We start from the raw sequence: 23,371 nt of genomic DNA, 5'->3' as shown, positions 1-23,371 counted from the left end.
AAGGGCCGCGGATCCCGGGTGGGGTTCCGCGGCCCTGAAGGCGCCGGCCTGATCGGCGATCAGGCTGGATCACTCCAGGGTTTAGGCCCACGGAAGGCCCACATCAGGTGGTGCTGCGTCGTCTGCTTCCGGAATCCGGCACCGGCCGCCGCAAAGGCATAGGCATGTGCCTTTGCCGCTACCGCTTCCAGTGCCTTGGTCGGTCGCTCATTGCGCTCTCGGATGGAAAGACCCGTGAGAACAAGGGAGGACGCCGGACGGGCGGCACGGATGCCGGACAGACCGGTGCCCTGGTTCGAGGCGCCGAGCATGCACGTGGAGACGGTCGAGCGATCGGTCAGTTTGGCCGTGCTGATGGTGCTGGTGTTGATGCTGATCACTGGACTCGCCTCCTCTCGGCGTCTTGGGGACTGGGGTGAGCCAGTCCGTTCGGATATGCAAGTACATCACGGAGGCGGGCCTTCGAGAAGGCCGCAGCTTCCGTGCCTAGAACCTATGGGGATTGCCGGGGCATGCGCAAACTATTTTTTCGACGAGTTCGTATCAGTCGTCGCTGTCGCCTTCGTTGACGTCCTGACCTGCGCAGATGGCCAGAACTTCGTCACCGTAGCTGCGTAGCTTGCGGCTGAGGACGCCCGGGATGCGGGACAGTTCGGCGGAGTTCTCCGGCCGTGCCTCGGCGATGGCCACGAGGGTGCGGTCGGTGAAGACGCAGAAGTCCGGCTGTCCGCTGCGCTCGGCCTGCACCGTCCGCCACTCGCGGAGGCGTTCGTAGAGGCCTTCGTCCATGTCCGAGGGGCACTCCTCGCAGCGCATCAGCTTCATCTCGCCCGCGTCGGTGAGTGTCCGCCCGCAGACCCGGCAGCGCGCGGGGCTGCGCTGGGCGCGCCGGGGTACGGCGGGGATGTCGCGGCCGGTGCCGCGTTCGACGCCTGCGCCGGAAGTTGTGCCGGCGCGCCCGGCCGTGGGCGTGGTGCCGGGGCGCAGGCCGTCGAGGAAGCGGCTGGCTCTGCGGTTGGGGCGTCCGCCGGGCGAGCGGGACAGGGCCCAGGAGACGTGGAGCCGTTCCCGCGCGCGGGTGACGCCGACGTAGAGGAGCCGGCGTTCCTCCTCGATCTGCTCGTCGGTCTTGGCGTAGGTGATGGGCAGCATGCCTTCGGCGACGCCGACCAGGAAGACGACGTCCCATTCCAGGCCCTTGGCGGCGTGCAGGGACGCGAGGGTGACGCCCTGGACGGTGGGGGCGTGCTGGGCGTTCGCCCGCTCGTCCAGTTCGGCCACGAAGTCGGCGAGGGTGGCTTTCGGGTTGCCGGCCGCGAGGTCGTGCGCGAGGTTGACGAGGGCGGCCAGGGACTCCCAGCGCTCTCTGACGGCGCCGGAGCCGGCGGGCGGCTCGTTGGCCCAGCCTTCGCCGGAGAGCACGGCACGCACCTGGGAGGGCAGGTCGACGGCGTCGTCCAGCAGGGAGTCGTTGCCGCCGAAGCGGGCCGCGCCACGCAGGGCGATACCGGCCTTGCGGACCTCGGGGCGGTCGAAGAAGCGCTCGGCGCCGCGCAGTTGGTAGGGCACGCCGGCGTCGGCGAGGGCCTGTTCGTAGGTCTCGGACTGGGCGTTCGTACGGAACAGGACGGCGATCTCGGCGGCCGGGACACCGGCGTCGATCAACTCGCGGATGCGGTGGGCTGCGCCTTCGGCCTCGGCGGGCTCGTCGGTGTACTCGGTGTGGACGGGTTCGGGGCCGGGGGCGCGCTGGGAGACCAGTTCCAGCCGGTGGTCGGCGGCGCGGCCGTGGGCCTGGGCGAGCAGGCCGTTGGCGAGGCGGACGACCTGGGGTGAGGAGCGGTAGTCACGGACGAGCTTCACGACGGTGGCGCCCGGGTGTCTGGTGCGGAAGTCCAGGAGGTGGTCCGGGGTTGCTCCCGTGAACGAGTAGATGGTCTGGCTGGCGTCGCCGACCACGCACAGGTTGTCGCGGTCGCCGAGCCACAGCTCCAGCAGTCGCTGCTGGAGCGGGCTGACGTCCTGGTATTCGTCGACGACGAAGTGCTGGTACTGCGCGCGGACCTGTTCGGCGATGTCGTGCCGGTCCTGGAGGATGGCGACGGTCAGCAGCAGGACGTCCTCGAAGTCGATCACCGCACGGTCGCGTTTGAGGTTCTCGTAGGCCGCGTAGAGGTGGGCGATCTCGGCGGGCGCGCGGGGGGCCTCGCGGCCGGCCTTCGCGGCCGCGTACGGGTAGTCGGCGGGGACGGTCTGGGTGACCTTGGACCATTCGATCTCGGCGGTCACGTCGCGCAGCTCGCCGCGGTCGAGCCGGGTGCCGCAGGCGGCGGCCGCGTCAGCGACGAGCTGGATCTTGCGGTCGACCAGTCGGGGCATGCCGCCACCGATCGCTTTCGGCCAGAAGTACTGGAGCTGGCGCAGTGCTGCGGAGTGGAAGGTGCGGGCCTGGACGCCGTGGGCGCCGAGCTGGCGCAGCCGGCCGCGCATCTCTCCGGCGGCGCGGTTGGTGAAGGTGACGGCGAGCACGGTGGAGGGTTGCAGGATCCCGGCGCGCACCCCGTAGGCGATGCGGTGGGTGATCGCCCGGGTTTTGCCCGTGCCCGCTCCGGCCAGGACGCACACCGGGCCGCGCAGCGCGGTGGCCACCGCGCGCTGCTCGGGGTCGAGCCCTTCGAGCACCGCGTCGGCAGAGTCCGGTACCTGCGGGAAGAGGGTGGAGTGCGTTGCTGCTGTCACACCGCAATGCTGCCAGGTCGTCCGGGGCTGCCGTGGCGGTTGTCCACAGGCGGGCCTCTTTCGTCGTACTAATGCGGCAGGCGTCACAGCGTCCTGTGGACAACCGGGTGAGAAGGCACATACCCCGGGCGGGAATGGCGGGCCTTTCGCGTACGTTCTCCAGCGGACGACGTTTTCCGAGCTGCCTGAGGAGCGCGAGAGACATGCAGGGCACTGTGACGATGTACAGCACGACTTGGTGCGGCTACTGCCAGCGGCTGAAGAAGCAGCTGGAGCGGGAAGGCATCGCCTACACCGAGATCAACATCGAGCAGGACCCCGAGTCCGCGGCGTTCGTGGAGAAGGCGAACGGCGGAAACCAGACGGTCCCGACCGTGCTCTTCGGCGACGGCAGCACGCTGACGAACCCGTCGCTGGCCCAGGTGAAGCAGAAGATCGGCGCGTGACGCTCCGCGGGTTTTCCGCGGTGAGCACGGCAGGGCGGCCTCTGAGCGTCAGGGGCCGCCCTTCCGTGCTCTGTCCCGGACCGCGGTGCAGCGCCACAGCATCCGGGGTGGATGGCGGCGGCCGGGCAGCAGGCGGTGGGCCGCCTCGCGGACCTCGCCCCAGTGCACGGGCGGTCTTCCATGGGCATGACCGCCGGGCCGCGCTTGCCGCCGTGCACGCGCGCATGGGCGAGGCCGGCGGGCTGCCCGCAGGCGCTGATCGCCTGGTCGGGCGGGGTCTTGTTGCGGGCCGGCCCGACCACGACGTGTCGGCCGGCGGGCGCGACCAGCCGGGTCAGGGCACCGATGGAGTCGTCGAAACGGGTGTGGTGCGCGACCGCGACCGCGCTGACGAACGCGTTGGCGCCTGGGGCAGCGCGGCGCTGTCCAGGTGGTCGGCCTGCACGAAGGTGACGTTCCGGGGCTGCCGGGCGGGTGCCCGCCGGATCATCTCCGGTGAGCGGTCCACGCCGTCACCGTCCGGGTGCGGGCGGCGAGCTTGCGCGCCAGGGGGCCGTCTCCGCGGCCCACGTCCAGGGCCGTGCGGCAGCCGTCCGGGACGGTAGCCGGCACAGCCCGGTGGTGGTGGGCGTTGTGGTTCCGGTACGGATCGCCCGCCACTCGGGACGCGGCCTCAGACGAAGCTGCGTGTCGGCAGCGGCTTGCCGTACCACATCTCGATCAGGCGGGCCGCGATGGAGATGCCGTAGGGCGGCATGACCTCGCCGGACTCGAAGGCGTCGTGCAGCTCCTCGCGGGAGAACCAGCGGGCCTCGTGGATCTCGTCCCCGTCGACGTCGATCTCGATGGACGTGGCGCGGGCCATGAAGCCGAGCATCAGGCTGGAGGGGAAGGGCCAGGGCTGGCTGGCCACGTACTCCACGGAGCCGACGGTGACGCCGACCTCCTCGGACACCTCGCGGCGCACCGCCTGTTCGATGGACTCGCCGGGCTCGACGAAACCGGCGAGTGTGGAGAAGCGGCCCTCGGGCCAGTGGACCTGGCGGCCGAGCAGGATGCGGTCGTCGGCGTCGGTCACGGCCATGATCACGGCCGGGTCGGTGCGCGGGTAGTGCTCGGCTCCGCAGGCCTGGCAGCGGCGGATGTGGCCGGCGGCGGCGATCACCGTGCGCTCGCCGCAGCGGGAGCAGAAGCGGTGGGTGCGCTGCCAGTTCTCCAGGCCGACGGCGTGCACCATGAGTCCGGCGTCGCGCGGCGACAGGAGCAGGCCCGCCTCGCGCAGGCCGGCGGGGCGCGCCGACTGGTCGATGCGGCCGGGCAGAGCGTCCTTCTGGAGTGCGAAGTAGCTGACGCCGTCCTCGTCGGTGCCGAGGAAATAGCGGTGGGCCTCGGTGAGCGGGGCCTCGAAGGACGGTGTCATGACGAGTTCGGTCCGGCCGTCCGGGGTCTCGTCGATGAGCACCTGGCCGCCGGAGACCACGAAGCAGCGGGTCGTGGGGTGGCTCCACGCCGCCGCGAGCCAGGCTTCGTCGAGCCGGTGGTGGGCGGCGCGGTCGATGCCGCTCGGGGCGGTCAGCGAGATGGGTCGGTCGGCTGTGTCGTCGGTCCAGGTGGTCACGGGTGCTTCCAACTCCCCCAGTACAGCGGTTCGTTCGGCGGTCGGTTCGGCAGGACGTACGGCGTGGGGCACCGGGCCGGGCGTGGGCGGGGCGGTCGGGGCGTCCCTCCAGTGTGCCCCGCGCGCGGTGCCTTCCCGTGCGGTGCCGGTGCGGTCAGGGCGTGGGCCGCCAGTTCTCGGCCAGGTCACCCCACAGATAGGCGCTGGTCTCGACGCCCTTGAGGAGGAGGTCCAGCTCGACCTTCTCGTCAGGGGCGTGCCAGCCGTCGGAGGGGACGGAGATGCCCAGGAAGAGCACGGGGGCGCCGAGGACTTCCTGGAGGTCGGTGGCGGGCCCGGAGCCGCCCTCGCGCGTGAAGCGGATCGGTGTCCCGAAGGCGCGGCCCATGGCGCGGACCACGGATTGCAGGGCGGGGTGGTCGAGCGGGGTCAGGCACGGGCGCGTGGCCGGGCCGAAGTCGATCTCGTAGCGGATTCCGGCGGGCACCTGCTCGGCCGCCCAGGCCCGTACGGCCTTCTCGATGTGCTCGGGCTGCTGGCCCGCGACCATCCGGAACGACAGCTTCACCATGGCGGAGGAGGGGATGATCGTCTTGCTGCCCGCGCCCTGGTAGCCACCGCCGATGCCGTTGACCTCGGCGGTCGGCCGGGCCCAGATCCGCTCCAGGGTGGTGTGCCCGGCCTCGCCGTGGGTGGCACGGGACTTGGCGGTGCGCAGCCAGCGCTCCTCGTCGAAGGGCAGCTCGGCGAACAGCTCGCGCTCGCGGTCGGTCAGCTCGACGACGCCGTCGTAGAAGCCGGGGATCGCCACACGCGCGTGCTCGTCGTGCAGCGCCGCGACCAGGTGCGCGACCGCGGTCGCCGGGTTGGGTACGGCGCCGCCGAAGGAGCCGGAGTGGATGTCCTGGTCCGGGCCGTACAGGCGGATCTCGCACTCGGCGAGGCCGCGCATGCCCGTGCACACGGTCGGGGTGTCCTCGGACCACATGCCGGTGTCGGAGACGACCACGGCGTCGGCGGCGAGCCGCCCGGCGCACTCCTCCACCAGGGCCCGGAGGTGCGGGGAGCCGGACTCCTCCTCGCCCTCGATCAGCAGCTTCAGGTTGACCGCGGGGGCGGTGCGGCCGGTGGCGGCGAGGTGGGCGCGGACGCCGAGTGTGTGGAAGAACACCTGGCCCTTGTCGTCAGCGGCCCCGCGCGCGTAGAGCCGGTTTCCGCGGACGACCGGCTCGAAGGGGTCGCTGTCCCAGCCGTCCTCGCGGGCGGCGGGCTGCACGTCGTGGTGGCCGTAGACGAGCACGGTGGGCGCCTCGGGGTCGCCCGAGGGCCATTCGGCGAAGACGGCCGGGGCGCCGGGGGTCGGCCAGACCTCGACGGTCGGGAAGCCGGTCTCCTCGAGTTTCTCGGCGAGCCAGTCGGCGCTGCGCCGTACATCGGGCGCGTGGTGGGGCTGGGCCGACACGGAGGGGATGCGCAGCCATGCGGCGAGGTCGTCGAGGAAGGCGGCGCGGTGCTGCTCGATGTACGTGCGGACGGCGCTGTCCGGGGTCTGGCTCATGCTCACGAGCCTATCGGCCCGCACCGACATCCCCGGCGGGCGGTTCGTCACACTCAGTCTGTCTGATGTGCCACTCCGGCGTCTTCCGTGAGGAGCCGTTCCAGGGCGGCCCGGTCCGGCAGCCCCGTGGGCCGTACGACCTCGCCGCTGCGCACGTACAGGAAGGCGGCCGTGACCGACGCGGGCGGCACGCCCTGCTGCTCGGCCCAGGCCAGCCGGTACACGGCGAGCTGGAGCGGGTCCGCCGCGTGGGTGCGGCTGGTCTTCCAGTCGACGATCTCGTACGTCGCCTCGTCGCCGTCGCCGTTCTTGTAGACGGCGTCGATCCGACCGCGTACGACGCGGCCGGCCAGGGTGAACTGGAAGGGGGCCTCGACGCGGTACGGGGTGCGCCGGGCGTAGGCGCTGCGCTCGAAGGCGTCCTTCAGGGCCTGCAGGTCCTGTTCGTCGGCGATCTCGGCGTCGCTGCCGGGCAGCTCGTCCGGTTCGAGCAGGGGCAGTGTCAGCTCTTCGAAGCGGGCCTCGACCCAGGCGTGGAACCGGGTGCCCCGGCGCGCGGCCGGTTGCGGGGGGCGCGGCATGGGGCGCGCGAGCTCCTGCGCGAGCCCGTCGGGGTCCTCGGCCAGGAGCATCAGCTGGGACGCGGTCAGCGTGACGGGCAGAGGGACGTCCGTGACGGTCCGGCGGGCGCGCAGCAGCTCGCCGGCGAGCGCGTCCAGGTCGCGGTCCCAGGAGGCGACGGCGCGCTCCTCCTCCGGGGTGAGGCGTGGGCGCGGCTCGGCGGGGCGGGGGTGCGGCGGGGGTGGCTGGTGGGGGACGAGGGGCCGGGTACTCGGGCCGACCGGGTCCTCCGTGTCCTCCAGGGATGCGGAAACCGGTGGGGCGTCCGTGTCGTACGGCGGTTCCTCGTCGCTGAAGGGGTCTTCGTCGTAGTCGCCGAAGGGGTCGTCGTAGGGGTGGTCCGCCTCGTGCTCGTCGTACGGCTCGTCGCCGTAGGGGTCCTCGTCCGGGGGTGTGGGCCACTGCGGGTCGTCGAAGGCGGCGGGGTCGTGGACGGCCGGCGGCCGGCCGGTGTCCTGGACAGTGAGGCCGTCCAGGTGCGCGAGGACGGTCTCGGCGGCCGCGCGGCGGCGGGTCAGGGCGGCGGCGTCCAGCGGGAGCGGCCACGCCTGGTCGGCACGCGCCGCGTGCAGGGCCGGGTTCTGCTCGTCCTCGGCGGGCTCGTCCGCCCACTGCTCGATCTCGCCGTGTCCGGCGGCGCAGTGGTCGTACAGGGCCTGGAGGAAGCCGGAGGGGCCGCGCGGTTTCTTCTGGCTGGGGCCCCACCAGTGGCCGGAGCCGAGCAGGAGGAAGCGGGGGCGGGTGAAGGTGACGTAGCCGAGGCGGAGCTCCTCGGTGTGCTGGTGGTCCTTCATGGCCTCGTGGAAGGCCTTCATGCCGCGCGAGTCCCAGCTGTCCGCGTCCGGCAGGGTGTCGGCGTCGCCACGCAGGGCGTGCGGCACGACCTTGGCCTGCGCCGTCCACTTCTCGCGGCCCTGGGCGCTCGGGAACGTGCCCTCGACCAGTCCCGGGACGGCCACGACGTCCCACTCCAGGCCCTTGGACTTGTGGGCGGTGAGCACCTTGACGGTGTTCTCGCCGCCGGGCAGGGCGTTGTCGAGGCCTTTCTCGTACTGCGCGGCGGTGCGCAGGAAGCCGAGGAAGGCGAGCAGGGTCGCCTCGCCATCGCCCGCCGCGAAGGAGGCGGCGACGTCGAGGAAGTTGGACAGGGTCTCGCGGCGGCGGGCGGCCAGGGCGTGCGGTGACGCGGACAGCTCCACCTCCAGGCCGGTGACGGCGAGGACGCGGTGCAGGACGTCCATCAGCGGGTCGGACAAGGAGCGGCGCAGGTCGCGCAGCTCGGCCGCGAGGCGAGCGAAGCGCACGCGCGCGTCCGCGGAGAACGGCAGTCCGTCGTCGGCGCCGTCGTCGAAGACGCCCTCCGCCGGCGTCTCCAGGAAGGTGTCGAGGGCGTCGGCGAGCGATATCACCTCGGACGGGTCGATCCCCTCGACGGCCGCGGCGAGCCGGCGGTCCGGGTCGTCGGTGTCGCCCACTCGCGCGTGGGCGACCAGCAGCCGGGCACGGCGGCCCAGCAGGGCGAGGTCGCGGGGGCCGATGCGCCAGCGCGGGCCGGTCAGCAGGCGCACCAGGGAGGCGTTGGCGCCGGGGTCCTGGAGCACCTCGCAGACGGCGACGAGGTCGGCGACCTCGGGCAGGTGCAGCAGCCCGGACAGGCCGACGACCTCGACGGGGATGTCGCGGGCCACGAGAGCGCCCTGGATCTCGGCGAAGTCGGTCGCCGTACGGCACAGGACGGCGATCTCGCCGGGCGCCGTGCCCGTGCGCACGAGGTGGGCGATCGAGTCGGCGAGCCAGTCGATCTCCTCGGCGTGGGTGCGCAGCAGGGCGCAGCGGACCGTGCCGTCGTGCTCCGCGCCGGGGGCGGGGCGCAGGGCCTCCACGCCCGCGTGCAGGGCGCGCAGGGGTTCGGCGAGGCCGTTGGCGAGGTCGAGGAGGCGACCGCCGCTGCGGCGGTTCTCGCTGAGCGCCTGCCGGGTGGCGGGGCGGCCGTCGGCCCGGGCGAAGTGCGCGGGGAAGTCGTCGAGGTTGGCGACGGAGGCGCCGCGCCAGCCGTAGATGGCCTGGCAGGGGTCGCCGACGGCGGTGACCGGGTGGCCGGTGCCGCCGCCGAACAGGCCCGCCAGCAGGACGCGCTGGGCCACGGAGGTGTCCTGGTACTCGTCCAGGAGCACCATGCGGAACTCCTCGCGCAGGAGGCGGCCCACCTCGGGCACGCGCGCGAGGCGGGCGGACAGGGCGATCTGGTCGCCGAAGTCGAGCAGGTCGCGGGCGCGTTTGGCGGCCCGGTAGCGCTGCACGAGGTCGGCGAGTTCCCGGCGGGCGGCGGCGGTCTCGGGGACCTTGCGCAGGTCGGCGTTGGTGAGCTTGGCGCTCCGGAGGGTGTGCAGCAGGTCGGAGTCCCAGGCGCGCAGCTCCTCGGGGCCGACGAGGTGTTCGGCGAGTTCGGAGTCGAGGGCGAGCAGATCGCTGACGAGGTCGGCGAACGAGCGGGTCAGGGCGGGGTAGGGGCCGGGGGCCTCGCGCAGCACGCGCGCGGCGAGCTGGTAGCGGGTGGCGTCGGCGAGCAGCCGGGAGGCGGGCTCCAGGCCGATGCGCAGGCCGTGGTCGGTCAGCAGCCGGCCGGCGAAGGCGTGGTACGTGGAGATCACCGGCTCGCCCGGCGGGTTGTCCGGATCGATGACGTCGGGGTCGGTGACGCCGGCCTTGATCAGCGCCTTGCGGACGCGTTCGGCCAGCTCACCGGCGGCCTTGTTGGTGAAGGTCAGGCCGAGGACCTGTTCGGGGGCGACCTGTCCGGTGCCGACCAGCCAGACCACGCGCGCGGCCATCACGGTGGTCTTGCCCGACCCGGCTCCGGCCACGATCACCTGCGGGGCGGGCGGCGCGGTGATGCAGGCCGTCTGCTCCGGGGTGAACGGGATGCCGAGGAGCTCCTTGAGCTGCTCGGGATCGGTGATACGGGCGGGCATGTCGCAAAAGGCTAGCGGCGGGCACTGACAGTCGGGCGCGGAGCAGCCGTACGGGGTGAGAGCGGCGCAGGTCAGCGCGTGTGGTGCCGTCCGTCACTCGCCCTCGCCACGGCTCACTCGACCACGTGCCGCCCCTCGGGCCGGGCGCTGCACGAGGCGCGGAACGCGCAGTGCGTGCAGTGCTGGCCGGTGCTCGGCGCGAACCGCTCGTCGAGGACCTTTCCGGCGGCGGTGGCCAGCAGCTCGCCGACCCACTCCCCCGACAGCGGCTCCTGGCTCTGTGTCCTCGGCAGGCTGTCGCCGCCGTCGCGCCGGGCGGCGCCCTGTCGCAGGTGCACCAGTTCGGCGCCGCCCGGTTCGGGACGTACGCCGTCGAAGGCCTCGTCGACGGCGCCTTCGCGCACGGCGAGCTGGTACACGGCGAGCTGGGGGTGACGGGCCACCTCGGCGGCGCTGGGCGCCTGTTTGCCGGTCTTGAAGTCCACCACGTACGCGCGTCCCTCGCCGTCCGCCTCCACGCGGTCCATCTGGCCGCGGATGCGGACCTCGTAGTCGCCCGCCGCGAGGGTGACGTCGAAGTCCTGCTCGCTCGCCACCGGGGTGCGGCCGGTGCGGTCCAGGACGTGCCAGTTCAGGAAGCGTTCGAGCGCCACGCGCGCGTTGTCCTTCTCCTGCCGCGACTTCCACGGCGCGTCGAAGGCGAGCGCGTTCCACACCGAGTCCAGGCGCTCCATGAGGACGTCGAGGTCGGCCGGCGTACGGCCGGAGGCGACCTCGTCGGCGAGGACGTGGACGACGTTCCCGAAGCCCTGGGCGGTGGTGGCGGGGGCGTCGGCCTTCACCTCGCGCCCCAGGAACCACTGGAGCGCGCAGGTGTTGGCGAGCTGGTCGAGAGCGCTGCCGGAGAGCACGACCGGCTGGTCGCGGTGGCGCAGCGGCACCTTGCTCTCCGTCGGGTCGTACATGCCCCACCAGCGGTAGGGGTGCGCGGAGGGCACCAGGGGGCGGCCGTCCTCGTCGGCGAGGGCGGCGAGCCGGGCCAGGCGGCGGGCGGCGGCCTCCCGCAGCGGGGCGGACGCGCGCGGGTCGACGGTCGTGGCGCGCAGTTCGGCGACGAGCGCGGCGACGGACAGCGGGCGGCGCGGCCGGCCGGTGACGTCCCGGGATTCGACGCCGAGTTCGGTCAGGAACCGGGACGGTTGGTCACCGTCGTCGGCCGGTGCCTTCACGGCGGTCACGACCAGGCGTTCACGCGCACGCGTGGCGGCGACGTAGAACAGCCGGCGCTCCTCGGCGAGCAGGGCGCCCGGCGTCAGCGGTTCGGCGAGTCCGTCGCGGCCGATGCGGTCGGCCTCCAGGAGGGAGCCGCGGCGGCGCAGGTCGGGCCACAGGCCCTCCTGGACACCGGCGACGACGACGAGGCGCCACTCCAGGCCCTTGGCGCGGTGAGCGGTCATCAGACGGACGGCGTCGGGGCGCACGGCGCGACGCGCGAGCGTGTCGGCGGCTATGTCCTCGGCCTCGATCTCCGCCAGGAAGTTCAGCGCACCCCGTCCGCCGGTGCGTTCCTCCGCGCGCGCGGCGGTGGCGAACAGCGCGCACACGGCGTCCAGGTCGCGGTCGGCGTTGCGGCCGACGGCTCCGCCGCGCCGCGCGGCCCGTTCCAGGCGGGCGGGCCAGGGCGTGCCCGCCCACAGGTCCCACAGCGCCTCCTCGGCCGTACCACCGCCCGCGAGGCGTTCACGGGCCTTGCGCAGCAGCGCGCCGAGGCGTTGCGCCCCGCGCGCGTACGCCGGGTCGTGCACGGCCAGGCGCTCGGGCTCGGCGAGCGCCCGCGCGAGAAGCTCGTCGGACGGCGGCGGGAGCGCGTTGCCGGCCGCGCGCTCCTCCTCGCGCAGCGCGCGCCCGAGCCGGCGCAGATCGGCCGCGTCCATGCTGGCGAGGGGGGAGGCGAGCAGGGTGAGCGCGGTTTCGGTGTCGAGCCAGGAGGTGTCCGGGATGGTGACTGCGGTGCCCTCCACGCCTTCGGTGCCTTCGGTGGCAACGTGCGCGGCCGTTTCCTCGGTGGCCTCGCGGCGTCCGGCCTCCGCCGTGGCCACCGCGCGCAGGGCCGTCAGCAGGGGTGCCACCGCCGGCTCGTGCCGCAGGGGCAGATCGTCGCCGTCGATGTCCAGTGGTACGCCGGCCGCGCTCAGGGCCCGGCGGAGCGCCGGGAGGCGGGATCCGGCCCGGACGAGGACGGCCATGTCGCTCCAGCGGACGCCGTCCTCCAGGTGGGCGCGGCGCAGGACGTCCGCGATGTTGTCCATTTCCGCACCGGACGTCGGGTACGTGTAGACCTCGACGCGGCCGCCGTCCCGTGCGGCGGCCGGCTCGCGGTGGGCGCGCACCGTGTCGGCGGCCAGCCGGGTCAGCGGCATGCGCTGGGTGATCAGACGGGTGGCGGCCAGCAGGGCGGCGCCGAAGCGGCGGGAGGTGCGCAGCACCTCGACGGGTGCGGCGCGGCCGTCCACGCGCGCGAAGGCCGCCGGGAAGTCGAGGATGCCGTTCACGTCGGCACCCCGGAAGGCGTAGATCGACTGGTCGGGGTCGCCGAAGGCGACCAGGGTGCGGCCGCCGCCGGCCAGGGCGTGCAGAAGCCGTACCTGGGCGGGGTCGGTGTCCTGGTACTCGTCGACGTAGACGGCGTCGTACCGGGCGGCGAGCCGTGCGGCGTTCTCGGGGCGCCCGGCGAGCAGGACCGCGCGGTGGACCAGTTCCGCGTAGTCGATCACGCCCTGCAGGTCGAGCACGTCCAGGTACTCGGCGAGGAACGCCGCCGCCGCGCCCCAGTCGGGACGGCCGATACGCCGGGCGAAGGCGTCCAGGGCGTCGGGGCCGAGGCCCAGCTCACGGCTGCGGGCGAGGACGGCGCGGACCTCGTCGGCGAAGCCGCGCGTGGTCAGGCAGGCGCGCAGTTCGTCGGGCCAGCGCACGTGCGTGAGCCCGAGCCGCTCCAGGTCGGGCTGTCCGGCGAGCAACTCCCGCACGGCGACGTCCTGCTCGGGGCCGGAGAGCAGGCGCAGCGGCTCGGCGAACAGCTCGCCGTCCTGGTGGCCGCGCACCAGGGCGTAGCAGTACGAGTGGAACGTGGTGGCCCGGGGCGCGCGGGCGGCGCCCATGCGCAGGGCCATGCGGTCGCGCAGCTCGACGGCGGCCTTGCGGCTGAACGTCAGCACCAGGATGCGCTCGGGGTCCGCGCCGCGGGCGATCCGCGCGGCGACGGACTCGACCAGGGTGGTGGTCTTGCCGGTGCCCGGGCCGGCGAGGACGAGCAGCGGTCCGGAGCGGTGGTCAACCACGGCGCGCTGTGCCGCGTCCAGACGAGGGGGGTCCACTGCGGCGGGAGGGGTCCGGACCAGCCGGTAAGCGCCACGGCTCCCCTGCCGCACCCGGGGGTGCGGCAGGCGTCCGGTGGAGGAAGAGGAGCTCACGTGGTTGGCCGGTCCTGGTGGTCGTGCTGATGGGCGGGCGGTCACGCGCGCGAGGCGGCGACCACGGGGTGAGGGCGACGGGTGCAGCCGACGCTACGCCGCCGCTCCGGACGGAAGCAGGGCTTCCGCTTCATCCCTCGCGGCGCTCGCGCCACGCGCGTCCCACCCCTCACGAACGTACGTCATGCCACGGACGTCCCCTCTGTCCCCCGTACGGGCCACAGGCTCTCCCCAGGGGCATCCGATGGCGGAAGCTGTCAGGTGTGACCCTCTGCGCCCGCCCCGCCGTCCCACCGGGCCCGCCGCATGTCGAGCCGCGGCAGATGCCCCTCGGTGCTTCTGCCCGCCTCTCTCAGCGGCGTGCCCTCCGCGCGGTAGTGACCGAGGGCGCGCAGCTCGTGTCCCGGCAGCAGCACGCCGTCGGCACGGACGACCCGCCACCACGGCACCGCTCCTCCGTAGAGGGACATCACCCGGCCGACCTGGCGCGGTCCCCCCTCCTCGAGCCACTCGGCGACATCGCCGTACGTCATCACGCGGCCCGGCGGGATCCGCTCGGCGACCTCGAGGACCCGCTCGGCGTACTCCGGCAGTGCGTCCGCGTACCCCTCGTGGGTGTCCTCGGCAGGGCTCTGCTCGCTCATTCGCCCCATCCTGCCGCACTCCACCGACAGCGCGGCGCGGACCGCGGGAACGGCCCTCTCGCCCCCGGACGGCGCTTCGGGCAGACTGTGCGCCCGCGCATCCGCACCCTGATGCCCCCGAGGGTCGGTGGGGCATGCCACCATCGTGCGGGCGGTGACCGGTGATACGAGACCAAGAAGAGACCATGAAACAGCAGGGCGTGCACCCCGAAGGCGGAGCGGGCACCCCTGACGCCGCCGCGCGCCCAGGCGCCGCCGGCGCGGGCAGGAGCGACGGCACACACCAGGACACCGGTTCAGGCACGGACGACGCCACGCGTGCGCGTGGGAGCGACAACGGGGCCCGGAAGGGCGACGGCGCGCACGCGCACGGAGACAACCATCACCACACCGAGGGGGCGCACGTCCTGGAGAACACGCCCCCCGACCACGGTCCGGGCGCCGACGACGAACCGCACGCCGGCGAGGTGGAGGGTGACGAACCGCTGCTCCCCGCGCGCGTGCACCGCCCGTCCGACCTCATGCGGCTCCTGGTCGGCGTGCTGGCCGTCGCGGTACTGCTCGCGATCGCCGCGTTCGCACACGGCACCACCTCGGGCCTCGAACAGGACATCAACAAGGGCACCGGGCAGGCCCCCGACCTGCTGATCAGGTTCGCGGGGCTGGCGTCCAGCATCGCGATCCTGCTGGTGCCGGTCGCCTTCGCGATCGAGCGGCTGATCAAACGCGACGGGCTGCGCATCGCCGACGGCGTCCTCGCCGCCGTCCTCGCCCATGGAGTGACCCTCGCGACCGACCTGTGGGTCGCGAGAGCCGCCCCGGCCTCGATCCAGGAAGCGCTCACCCAGCCCTCCCCGGGCGATCTGCACGCCCTGACCGACCCCGTGCACGGCTATCTGGCACCCGTCATCGCCTACATGACGGCCGTCGGCATGTCCCGCAGACCCCGATGGCGCTCGGTGCTGTGGATCGTCCTGCTGCTCGACGCGTTCTCGATGCTGGTCACCGGCTACACGACACCGTTCTCGATCATCCTGACGGTGCTGATCGGCTGGACCGTCGCCTACGGCACGCTGTACGCGGTCGGCTCCCCCAACGTCCGCCCCACCGGCCAGACCCTGATGGCGGGCCTGAGGCACGTCGGCTTCCATCCTGTCGCCGCGGCCCGTGAGGAGGCCGTGGAGAGCGAGAACGGCGACCGCGGCCGGCGCTACTTCGTCACCCTGGAGGACGGCCCGCCGCTGGACGTCACGGTCGTCGACCGGGAACAGCAGGCCCAGGGCTTCTTCTACCGGGTGTGGCGCAATCTGACCCTGCGCGGGTTCGCCACCCGTTCCAGCCTCCAGTCACTGCGGCAGGCGCTGGAGCAGGAGGCCCTGCTGGCGTACGCGGCGATCGCGGCCGGTGCCAACGCGCCCAAACTGATCGCCACCTCCGAACTCGGCCCCGACGCCGTCATGCTCGTCTACGAGCACACCGGCGGGCGCACACTGGACTCGCTGGCCGACGCGGAGATCACCGACGAACTGCTGCGCCACACCTGGCACCAGGTGCGGGCACTGCAGTCCCGGCGCATCGCGCACCGCAGGCTCGCAGGTGACGCGATTCTGGTGGATCGTTCCGGCACGGTGATCCTCACCGAACTGCGCGGTGGCGAGATCGCGGCCGGCGAACTGCTCCTGCGCATGGACGTGGCCCAGCTGGTCACCACCCTCGGTCTGCGGGTGGGCGCCGAGCGAGCGGTGGCCTCGGCGGTCGGGGTGCTCGGCCCGGACGCGGTCGCCGACTGTCTGCCCCTGCTCCAGCCGATCGCCCTGACGCGCTCCACGCGCGCGACGCTGCGCAAACTGGCCCGGGAGCGCGCCCAGCGCGAGCGCGATGCGGTGCTGGAGTCGTCCCGGCAGACCAAGCAGGCCCGGCTGGAGGAAGCCGGGGAAGACGGCACCAAGGCCCTCGAAAAGGCCGACAAGAAGGCCGTACGCGCGCAGGAACGGGCCGAGAAACGGGCCATCGACGAGGCACTCGAAGAAGCGCGTGAAGACGATCTGCTCACGCAGATCCGTCACGAGGTGCTGCGGATCCGGCCGCAGGCACCGGTGGAGCCGGCCCGGCTGGAGCGGGTGCGGCCACGCACCCTGATCAGTTTCATCGCGGGCGCCATCGGCGCGTACTTCCTGCTGACACAGCTCACGCACATCGAGTTCGGCCCGCTCGTCGCGGGCGCCCAGTGGGGCTGGGTCGCGGCGGCCGTGCTGTTCGCGGCGCTGAGCTATGTGGCGGCGGCGATGCAGCTGCTCGGGTTCGTCCCGGAGCGGGTGCCGTTCCTGCGGGCCGTGGCGGCCCAGGTGGCCGGCTCCTTCGTGAAGATCGTGGCACCGGCGGCGGTCGGCGGTGTGGCCCTCAACACGCGGTACCTCCAGCGCGCGGGGATCCGGCCGGGGCTCGCGGTGGCGAGCGTGGGCGCCTCGCAGCTGGCCGGGCTCGGCGCCCACATCCTGATGCTGCTGTCCTTCGGCTATCTCACCGGCACCGAGAAGACGCCGTCCCTGTCGCCGTCCCGGACGGTCATCGCGGGGCTGCTGACGGTGGCCGTGCTGGTACTGGTGGTGACGTCGGTGCCGTTCCTGCGGAAATTCGTCGTCACGCGCGTGAGGTCGCTGTTCGCGGGCGTCGTACCCCGCATGCTCGACGTGCTGCAGCGGCCGCAGAAACTGGTCACCGGCATCGGCGGCATCCTGTTGCTGACGTTCTGCTTCGTGATGTGCCTGGACGCCTCCATCCGGGCGTTCGGCGGCAGTACGGCCTCGCTCAGCATCGCCAGCGTCGCCGTGGTCTTCCTCGCCGGCAACGCGCTCGGCTCCGCGGCGCCCACCCCGGGCGGCGTCGGCGCGGTGGAGGCGACTCTCACGGTCGGTCTGATCGCCGTCGGACTGCCCAAGGAGGTCGCCGCCCCGGCGGTCCTGCTGTACCGGCTGCTGACGCTGTGGTTGCCGGTGCTGCCGGGCTGGCTGGCGTTCAACCACCTGAGCCGCAAGGGCGCCTTGTAGGGCGCGGGGTGCGGGTACCTCGTACGGCCCGCGTCCCGCGCGCGTGGGCGTACCCGCCCCCAGGATGGGTACATGGCGAACCCCTCCCGGCTGCGCTGCGCCGCCCTGACCACCACCGCCGTGTTGCTGGCCGCATTGCTGGCAGGATGCGGCGACGGCGCCGAGGACGGGGATCTCACGGCGCAGAAGCTGGACTGGAAGGACTGCCCGGCTCCGTCCGAGGCCGAGGGCGGCGGCAGCGCCCCGTCCCCGCTGCCGAACGGCGCCGCATGGCAGTGCGCCACCATGCGGGCGCCCCTGGACTGGGGCAGGCCGAAGGGCGACACGATCAGCATCGCCCTGATCCGCGCCAGGGCGAGCGGCCCGGAGAACAAACGGATCGGCTCGCTCGTGTTCAACTTCGGCGGCCCCGGTGGCAGCGGGGTCAGCACGCTGCCCGCGTTCGGCTCCGACTACGACGTCCTGCGCACCCGCTACGACCTGGTGAGCTTCGACCCACGCGGGGTCGGCCGCAGCGCGCCGGTGAAGTGCAAGAGCGACGCCCAGCTGGACGTGTACTTCCAGCAGGACGCGACGCCCGACAACAGCGCCGAGCGCGCCCAGTTGGTCAACCGCACCAAGCAGTTCAACGCGGCCTGCGAGCAGAACTCCAGGAAGATCCTGCCGCACGTGGCGACCACGGACGCGGCCCGCGACATGGATCTGCTGCGCCAGGTCCTCGGCGACGACAAGCTGCACTACTTCGGCATCTCCTACGGCACCGAACTCGGCGGCGTGTACGCCCACTTGTTCCCCAAGAACGTCGGCCGGGCCGTCTTCGACGGCGTCGTCGACCCCACGCAGAACCCCGAACAGAGCGCCCTCGGCCAGACCGCGGGCTTCCAGCTCGCCCTCGACAACTTCGCCGAGGACTGTACGTCGAAGACCACGGAGTGCCCGATCGGCGACACCCCCGAAGACGTGAAGAACCGCATCGCGAAACTCCTCAACGACCTGGAGAAGAAGCCGATCTCCGGCGACCCGCCGCGCCGGCTCACGCAGACCGCCGCGACGAACGGCATCGCGCAGTCCCTGTACTCCAAGGACTTCTGGGAGTACCTGACCGAGGGGCTGGAGGCGGCCTACGACGGTGACGGCAGGATCCTCATGCTGCTGTCCGACTCGATGAACGGCCGCAGCGAGAACGGCGAGTACAGCAACATCACCGCGGCCAACACCGCGATCAACTGCGCCGACGAGAAGCCGCGGTACACCGCGGACTTCGTCCAGCAGAGGCTGCCCGAATTCCGCGCCGCCTCCCCGCTGTTCGGGGACTACCTGGCCTGGGGCCTGATCAGCTGCACCAACTGGGCCGTGCCCGGCGCCGCCGACCATCCCGACGTCAGCGCACCCGGGTCCGCGCCCATCCTCGTCGTCGGCAACACCGGTGACCCGGCCACCCCGTACTCGGGCGCGAGGAGGATGGCCGAGGCGCTCGGCAGTGGCGTCGCCGTCGAGCTGACGTACAAGGGCCAGGGGCACGGTGCGTACGACAGCAAGGACAAGTGTGTGCAGAGCAAGGTGAACGACTACCTGCTGAACGGGACGGTGCCGAAGGCCGGAGCGGTCTGCTCCTGAAGCACCCTCAGCCACCAATAGTTGCAGGTCAAAGGGTTATCCACAGGCCAAAACCTCGACGCGGTGGTGAACCCGACCACGGACACGGTGGGTCACGCCGAGAACCAGGCCCGCGGATTCCAGCGGGCGCTGGACGACTACCTGAAGTCCACCGGCCAGGATCCCGCGCGGGGTTCCCGGAGGATCGCCGCCCTGCTGAAGCGGATCGACGCGAAGCCGCTGCCGACGTCCTCCGGGCGGAAGCCGACCCAGACGCCGGCGACCACCGGCATCATCGTGCCGCTGTACAGCGAGCCCGACTGGCCACGGCTGACCAGCGCACTCGACGCGGCGCAGCAGGGCGACGGTTCACCGCTGCCGGCGCTCGCGGACAGCTCCAACGAGCGGGACTCGTCGGGGCACTACGGCACCACGACCCAGTCCCAGCGGGTCATATCGTGCCTGGACGAGAAGGAGCGCCCGACGCTCGCCGAGACGAAGAGCAGGCCGGCGCGCTTCGAGCGGATCTCGCCGGTGTTCGGAGACTTCCTCGGCTGGGACACGGCAGACTGGTGCCATGCCTGGCCGGTGCCGGGCCAGTTCACCACCCCGCAGGTCAGCGCGCCGGGTGCGGCACCCACGTTTCCGGTCGCTCCGTCACTTCTCGGCCCGCTGGGTGATGGCCGCCTCGGTGCGGTCCCCCAGGAACTCGTACCAACGGCGTTCGAGACAGACGTAGCGCACGTCCGCTTCGACGAGACTGAGGAAACCCGACACCGTCTCTGTGAGACGTTGTTGCAGCCCCGGGTCGGCCAGGGTTCCGTCCTCGGCGAAGGCCTGGTAGCTGTTGGCCACGCTGAACATGTCCGGGTAGACGCGGGTGCCCAGGTGTTCCAGCGGAACCCTCAGCGCCCACAGCCCGCGGTTGCCGCCGACCAGCGACGGCGAAGCGGAGACGAGCAGCGCGTGCTTGGTCTTGAACGGCTGCGGCCGGACACGCGAGACCCAGTCGATCGCGTTCTTCAGCACTCCCGGCACGGACGCGTTGTACTCCGGCGAGGAGATGACGAAGGCGTCGCTCTGCTCGAGCCGGTCGCGCAGGGCGAGGGCGCCGTGCGGCAGCCCCTCACTGGCCTCCGCGTCGCCGTCGTACAAAGGCATGTCGAAGTCGCGCATGGAGGCGAGGTCGACGGCGGCACCGGTGTCGGAGATGAGCCGGGCCACGAGCGAGGCGAGGCGCGCGTTGGTCGAATCGGCCCGCAGAGCGCCGCCGAAGACCAGGAATCGCAGCGGGCCGGGAAGCGTGTCCATGGGCATGGGTCCGTCCTTCCGTCGCGGGCAAGCGCCTCCAGGAGAGCGCCCCACCGACCAGTGTGGTTCCCCGGCGGGCGCCACGCGACAGGGCCGGGAACCGGCAGGCCCGAGCTGGCCCGGACGATGGCCGACGCCGACCTGCAATGCCGGAAGCCCACGGCATCTGAGCTGGTCAGAGCCGTGGGCTTCGTCCGTCCCGCTGGTCGGCGGGGCTGTTGGTCAGTAGACCGGCTTGTTCGGTTCGATCTGGTTGACCCAGCCGATGACGCCGCCGCCCACGTGGACGGCGTCGGCGAAGCCCGCGGACTTCAGCACGGCGAGGACTTCCGCACTGCGGACACCCGTCTTGCAGTGCAGGACGATCTTCTTGTCCTGCGGGAGGTCCTGCAGAGCCGCGCCCATGAGGAACTCGTTCTTCGGGATCAGCTTGGCGCCCGGGATGGAGACGATCTCGTACTCGTTCGGCTCGCGGACATCGATGATCTCGATGTTCTCGCCGTCGTCGATCCACTCCTTGAGCTGCTTCGGAGTGATCGTCGAGCCGGCGGCCGCCTCCTGGGCCTCCTCGGACACGACGCCGCAGAAGGCCTCGTAGTCGATGAGCTCGGTGACGGTCGGGTTCTCGCCGCAGACCGCGCAGTTCGGGTCCTTGCGGACCTTGACCTGGCGGTACGTCATCTCCAGGGCGTCGTAGATCATCAGGCGGCCGACCAGGGGCTCGCCGATGCCCGCGAGGAGCTTGATGGCCTCGTTGACCTGGATGGAGCCGATGGACGCGCACAGCACGCCCAGGACGCCGCCCTCGGCGCAGGAGGGGACCATGCCCGGGGGCGGGGGCTCCGGGTAGAGGCAGCGGTAGCAGGGACCGTGCTCGGACCAGAAGACGGAGGCCTGACCGTCGAAGCGGTAGATCGAGCCCCACACGTACGGCTTGTTCAGCAGCACGCACGCGTCGTTGACCAGGTAGCGGGTCGCGAAGTTGTCCGTGCCGTCGACGATCAGGTCGTACTGGCTGAAGATGTCCATCACGTTCTCGGCTTCGAGCCGCTCTTCGTGAAGGATCACGTTCACGTACGGGTTGATGCCCTTGACGCTGTCGCGAGCGGACTCGGCCTTGGAGCGGCCGATGTCGGACTGGCTGTGGATGATCTGGCGCTGCAGGTTCGACTCGTCGACCTCGTCGAACTCCACGATGCCCAGAGTGCCCACGCCCGCGGCGGCCAGGTACATCAGCGCGGGCGAGCCCAGGCCGCCGGCGCCGACACACAGCACCTTGGCGTTCTTCAGCCGCTTCTGCCCGTCCATGCCCACGTCGGGGATGATCAGGTGGCGGGAGTACCGGCGGACCTCGTCTACGGTGAGCTCAGCGGCTGGCTCAACCAGGGGTGGCAACGACACGGGGACTCCGTTGGTCGGTCAAACAGTACGGTTGTTCTCCCCGTAACACTGCCACGGCCTTTTTCATTCCGAGACACCTGTTCCGATACGCGAGACGATGTCGTCCCAGTAGCCGGGCATCGTCTCCCACGGATCGGTGCGGCCGCCGCGGTCCGTGCGGTCGGTGAAGTAGATCGTCGCCGCTCCCTGCCAGCGGGCGATGCGCAGCGCCTCGTCCAGGTGCCCCAGGGGGACGCTGTGCACGAAGTGACAGAAGCGGTCCGGCGGATAGTCGGCGGTCCACTCGGCGACCTGCGACCAGCGGTAGTCGGACCAGGACCCCGAGAAGGTCACCAGTTGGTCGGCGTTCTCCGCGTAGCCGGGATACGGGTGGCGGCGGTGGCCGAAGACGATGTGGGCGGTGTCACTGATCGCCCGCAGCGTGGTGGCCGCCCGTCGGACCTCGGGGAGCGCCGCGCGCTCACCGGGGCAGCGGTCGAGCAGGAAGCCGTCGACGCGGTACCAGTCGAGGTGGCGGTGCGCGTCGCCGAGCACGTCGGCGAACGAACGGGCGCCGTAGGTGAGGTCCAGCTGGCCGAGGACGCGGACCCCGGCGCCCCGCAGCCGGCCCGCGGCCTCCAGGCAGTGCGGGTCGGGGCGGGTGCCCGGCCCCGCGGACACGTTGAGGACCACCCAGTCCAGCGGGGTGCCCGGCCGGGCGAGCTCGGCCCATTGGGCGGGGGCGACGAGCGGATGGGCGAACCCCGGCACGCCGAGGGCGGTGCGCACACCTGTGCTCGCGGCGCCCGCCTCGGTCGTGGTCAGATGCGGCATGCCGCCTCCATCCAGATGTCGGCCAGGGATTCTTCGAGGTTGATGCGGGGGCGCCAGCCGAGCCGGTCCCGCGCGGTGCGCACATCGGCCTGCTGCCAGCTGCCGCAGCCGTCCGGGTACGGGTAGGCGACCGGAGCCGCGTGGTCGGAGTCGGCGCGGGGATGGCCGATGGGGCCGCGCAACGGGCCGGGCGGGGCGTCGAGTTCGTGCAGCGCACCGCCGTACCCGGCGACCCGGGCGAGGACCCCGGCGGCGTCGCGGAGGCGCACGGCGCGCCCGGAGCCGATGTTGATGACGCCCTGCGCGGCGGAGAGCGAGGCGGCGTGCACGGCGCGCGCGACGTCGCGTACGTCGACGAAGTCGCGCTGGACGCCGAGCCCGCCGAGTTTGAGCTCGCCGTCTCCGGACTGCATGGCGCGGCGCATGGCCTCGGCGAGCCGGCCCAGCGGGGAGCCGGCCGGGGTGCCGGGGCCGGCCGGTGAGAAGACGCGCAGGACGACGGCGTCCAGGCCCGAGCCGAGGACGAGTTCCGTCGCGGCGAGCTTGCTGACCCCGTACGGGCCGCCGGGGCGGGGTACGGCGTCCTCGGCCGTGGAGGAGCCGGGCTGGCTGGGGCCGTACTCCGAGCCGCAGCCGATCTGCACCAGCCGGGCGCCGCACCCGCTGCGGCGCAGTGCCTCGCAGACGGTGGCGACGGCGACGGTGTTGTGCCGGGTGAGTTCGCGGGCCCCGCCGCGGGTGGCGCCGGCGCAGTTGACGACGACGCCGGGGTGGACCGCGTCGAGGAAGCGGGTGAGCGCGCCCGGGCTGCCGGTGGCGAGGTCGAAGCGGACGTCGGCGTCGTCGCCGCGGCCGAGTGCGGTGAGCTGGACGGCCGGGTCGGCGAGCAGGCGGTCGGCGACGAAGCGGCCGATGTAGCCGTTGGCTCCGATCAGCAGGACCCTCATCGGGCGCCTCCCGGGGTGTGCGCGCCGGTGGCACCGGCCTTGGCGATGGCACCGGTCGCCGCGGGCGCTCCGGCGGTTCCGGCGGCCCCGGACGCTCCGGACGCTCCGGGTCGGGAGGTGGTCATCTGGTCTTCTCCTTCGAAGGGGTGGCGCGGGTGCCCGCGGCGGTGGGCCGTGGCGGAAGG

15 protein-coding genes and 1 pseudogene are annotated in these 23,371 nt (G+C 72.6%); 4 read left to right on the top strand and 12 right to left on the bottom strand.

Annotation, left to right across the window (positions count from 1 at the left end; translation table 11 throughout):
• Positions 1-59 precede the first annotated feature (59 nt).
• Together BIV23_RS47100 and BIV23_RS30275 are read right to left on the bottom strand one after the other, a co-directional pair.
• On the bottom strand, positions 60-380 hold the full coding sequence (locus BIV23_RS47100; protein ID WP_079173491.1) for a hypothetical protein: 321 nt from the start codon (positions 378-380) through the stop codon (positions 60-62).
• 163 nt (positions 381-543) lie between these two features.
• A complete protein-coding gene (locus tag BIV23_RS30275; protein ID WP_177240087.1) occupies positions 544-2,739 on the bottom strand; it encodes an ATP-dependent DNA helicase UvrD2 in 2,196 nt (731 codons plus the stop codon).
• A gap of 203 nt (positions 2,740-2,942) precedes the next feature.
• On the opposite strand from BIV23_RS30275, the gene BIV23_RS30270 reads away from it, so the two are divergent.
• Positions 2,943-3,185: a mycoredoxin gene (locus BIV23_RS30270; protein ID WP_071376557.1), complete on the top strand. Its 243-nt coding sequence runs from the start codon at positions 2,943-2,945 to the stop codon at positions 3,183-3,185.
• Positions 3,186-3,858: 673 nt separating this feature from the next.
• On the opposite strand, the gene nudC is transcribed toward BIV23_RS30270, so the two are convergent.
• From nudC to BIV23_RS30245, 5 genes are all read right to left on the bottom strand, one after another.
• Positions 3,859-4,803: an NAD(+) diphosphatase gene (nudC, locus tag BIV23_RS30265; RefSeq protein WP_071384171.1), complete on the bottom strand. Its 945-nt coding sequence runs from the start codon at positions 4,801-4,803 to the stop codon at positions 3,859-3,861.
• A 154-nt stretch (positions 4,804-4,957) separates the two neighbouring features.
• Positions 4,958-6,361, bottom strand: coding sequence for a dipeptidase (locus BIV23_RS30260; protein ID WP_071384170.1), 1,404 nt, complete (start codon positions 6,359-6,361; stop codon positions 4,958-4,960).
• Between the two features lie 53 nt (positions 6,362-6,414).
• Positions 6,415-9,954, bottom strand: a complete 3,540-nt coding sequence (locus BIV23_RS30255; protein WP_071384169.1) for an ATP-dependent helicase — start codon at positions 9,952-9,954, stop codon at positions 6,415-6,417.
• A 113-nt stretch (positions 9,955-10,067) separates the two neighbouring features.
• Positions 10,068-13,427 carry an ATP-dependent helicase gene (locus tag BIV23_RS30250; RefSeq protein WP_079173490.1) on the bottom strand — a complete coding sequence of 1,120 codons (3,360 nt, stop codon included), beginning with the start codon at positions 13,425-13,427 and terminating at the stop codon, positions 10,068-10,070.
• Between the two features lie 257 nt (positions 13,428-13,684).
• Complete coding sequence (locus tag BIV23_RS30245; protein WP_071384167.1) at positions 13,685-14,071, bottom strand: MGMT family protein; 387 nt, start codon at positions 14,069-14,071, stop codon at positions 13,685-13,687.
• Between the two features lie 185 nt (positions 14,072-14,256).
• On the opposite strand from BIV23_RS30245, the gene BIV23_RS30240 reads away from it, so the two are divergent.
• The 3 genes and pseudogenes from BIV23_RS30240 to BIV23_RS52350 all read left to right on the top strand — a co-directional run.
• Complete coding sequence (locus tag BIV23_RS30240) at positions 14,257-17,118, top strand: lysylphosphatidylglycerol synthase domain-containing protein (protein ID WP_071384166.1); 2,862 nt, start codon at positions 14,257-14,259, stop codon at positions 17,116-17,118.
• Positions 17,119-17,190: 72 nt separating this feature from the next.
• Entirely contained in the window at positions 17,191-18,735 is a 1,545-nt protein-coding gene (locus BIV23_RS30235; protein WP_071384165.1) for an alpha/beta hydrolase, read from the top strand.
• A gap of 54 nt (positions 18,736-18,789) precedes the next feature.
• Positions 18,790-19,365: pseudogene (locus tag BIV23_RS52350) on the top strand (alpha/beta hydrolase family protein); the annotation flags it as partial.
• 6 nt (positions 19,366-19,371) lie between these two features.
• Here BIV23_RS52350 and BIV23_RS30220 read toward each other — a convergent pair.
• From BIV23_RS30220 to BIV23_RS53300, 5 genes are all read right to left on the bottom strand, one after another.
• Positions 19,372-20,031 carry an NADPH-dependent FMN reductase gene (locus BIV23_RS30220; protein WP_071384162.1) on the bottom strand — a complete coding sequence of 220 codons (660 nt, stop codon included), beginning with the start codon at positions 20,029-20,031 and terminating at the stop codon, positions 19,372-19,374.
• Positions 20,032-20,247: 216 nt separating this feature from the next.
• The gene (gene moeZ / locus BIV23_RS30215; protein ID WP_071372914.1) at positions 20,248-21,426 is read right to left on the bottom strand and encodes an adenylyltransferase/sulfurtransferase MoeZ; all 1,179 of its coding nucleotides are present in this window, start codon (positions 21,424-21,426) and stop codon (positions 20,248-20,250) included.
• A gap of 63 nt (positions 21,427-21,489) precedes the next feature.
• On the bottom strand, positions 21,490-22,239 hold the full coding sequence (locus BIV23_RS30210; protein ID WP_071384161.1) for a spherulation-specific family 4 protein: 750 nt from the start codon (positions 22,237-22,239) through the stop codon (positions 21,490-21,492).
• On the bottom strand, positions 22,227-23,186 hold the full coding sequence (locus BIV23_RS30205; protein WP_071372916.1) for an NAD-dependent epimerase/dehydratase family protein: 960 nt from the start codon (positions 23,184-23,186) through the stop codon (positions 22,227-22,229). Before BIV23_RS30205 ends, BIV23_RS30210 begins: the two co-directional genes overlap by 13 nt.
• Positions 23,183-23,311, bottom strand: a complete 129-nt coding sequence (locus tag BIV23_RS53300; RefSeq protein WP_281250175.1) for a hypothetical protein — start codon at positions 23,309-23,311, stop codon at positions 23,183-23,185. The genes BIV23_RS30205 and BIV23_RS53300 overlap by 4 nt, the downstream gene beginning before the upstream one ends.
• Positions 23,312-23,371: the final 60 nt, after the last annotated feature.

Source organism: Streptomyces monashensis (assembly GCF_001866665.1).
Lineage (GTDB): Bacteria > Actinomycetota > Actinomycetes > Streptomycetales > Streptomycetaceae > Streptomyces > Streptomyces monashensis.
This window is presented reverse-complemented; position numbering and strand designations above follow the sequence as displayed.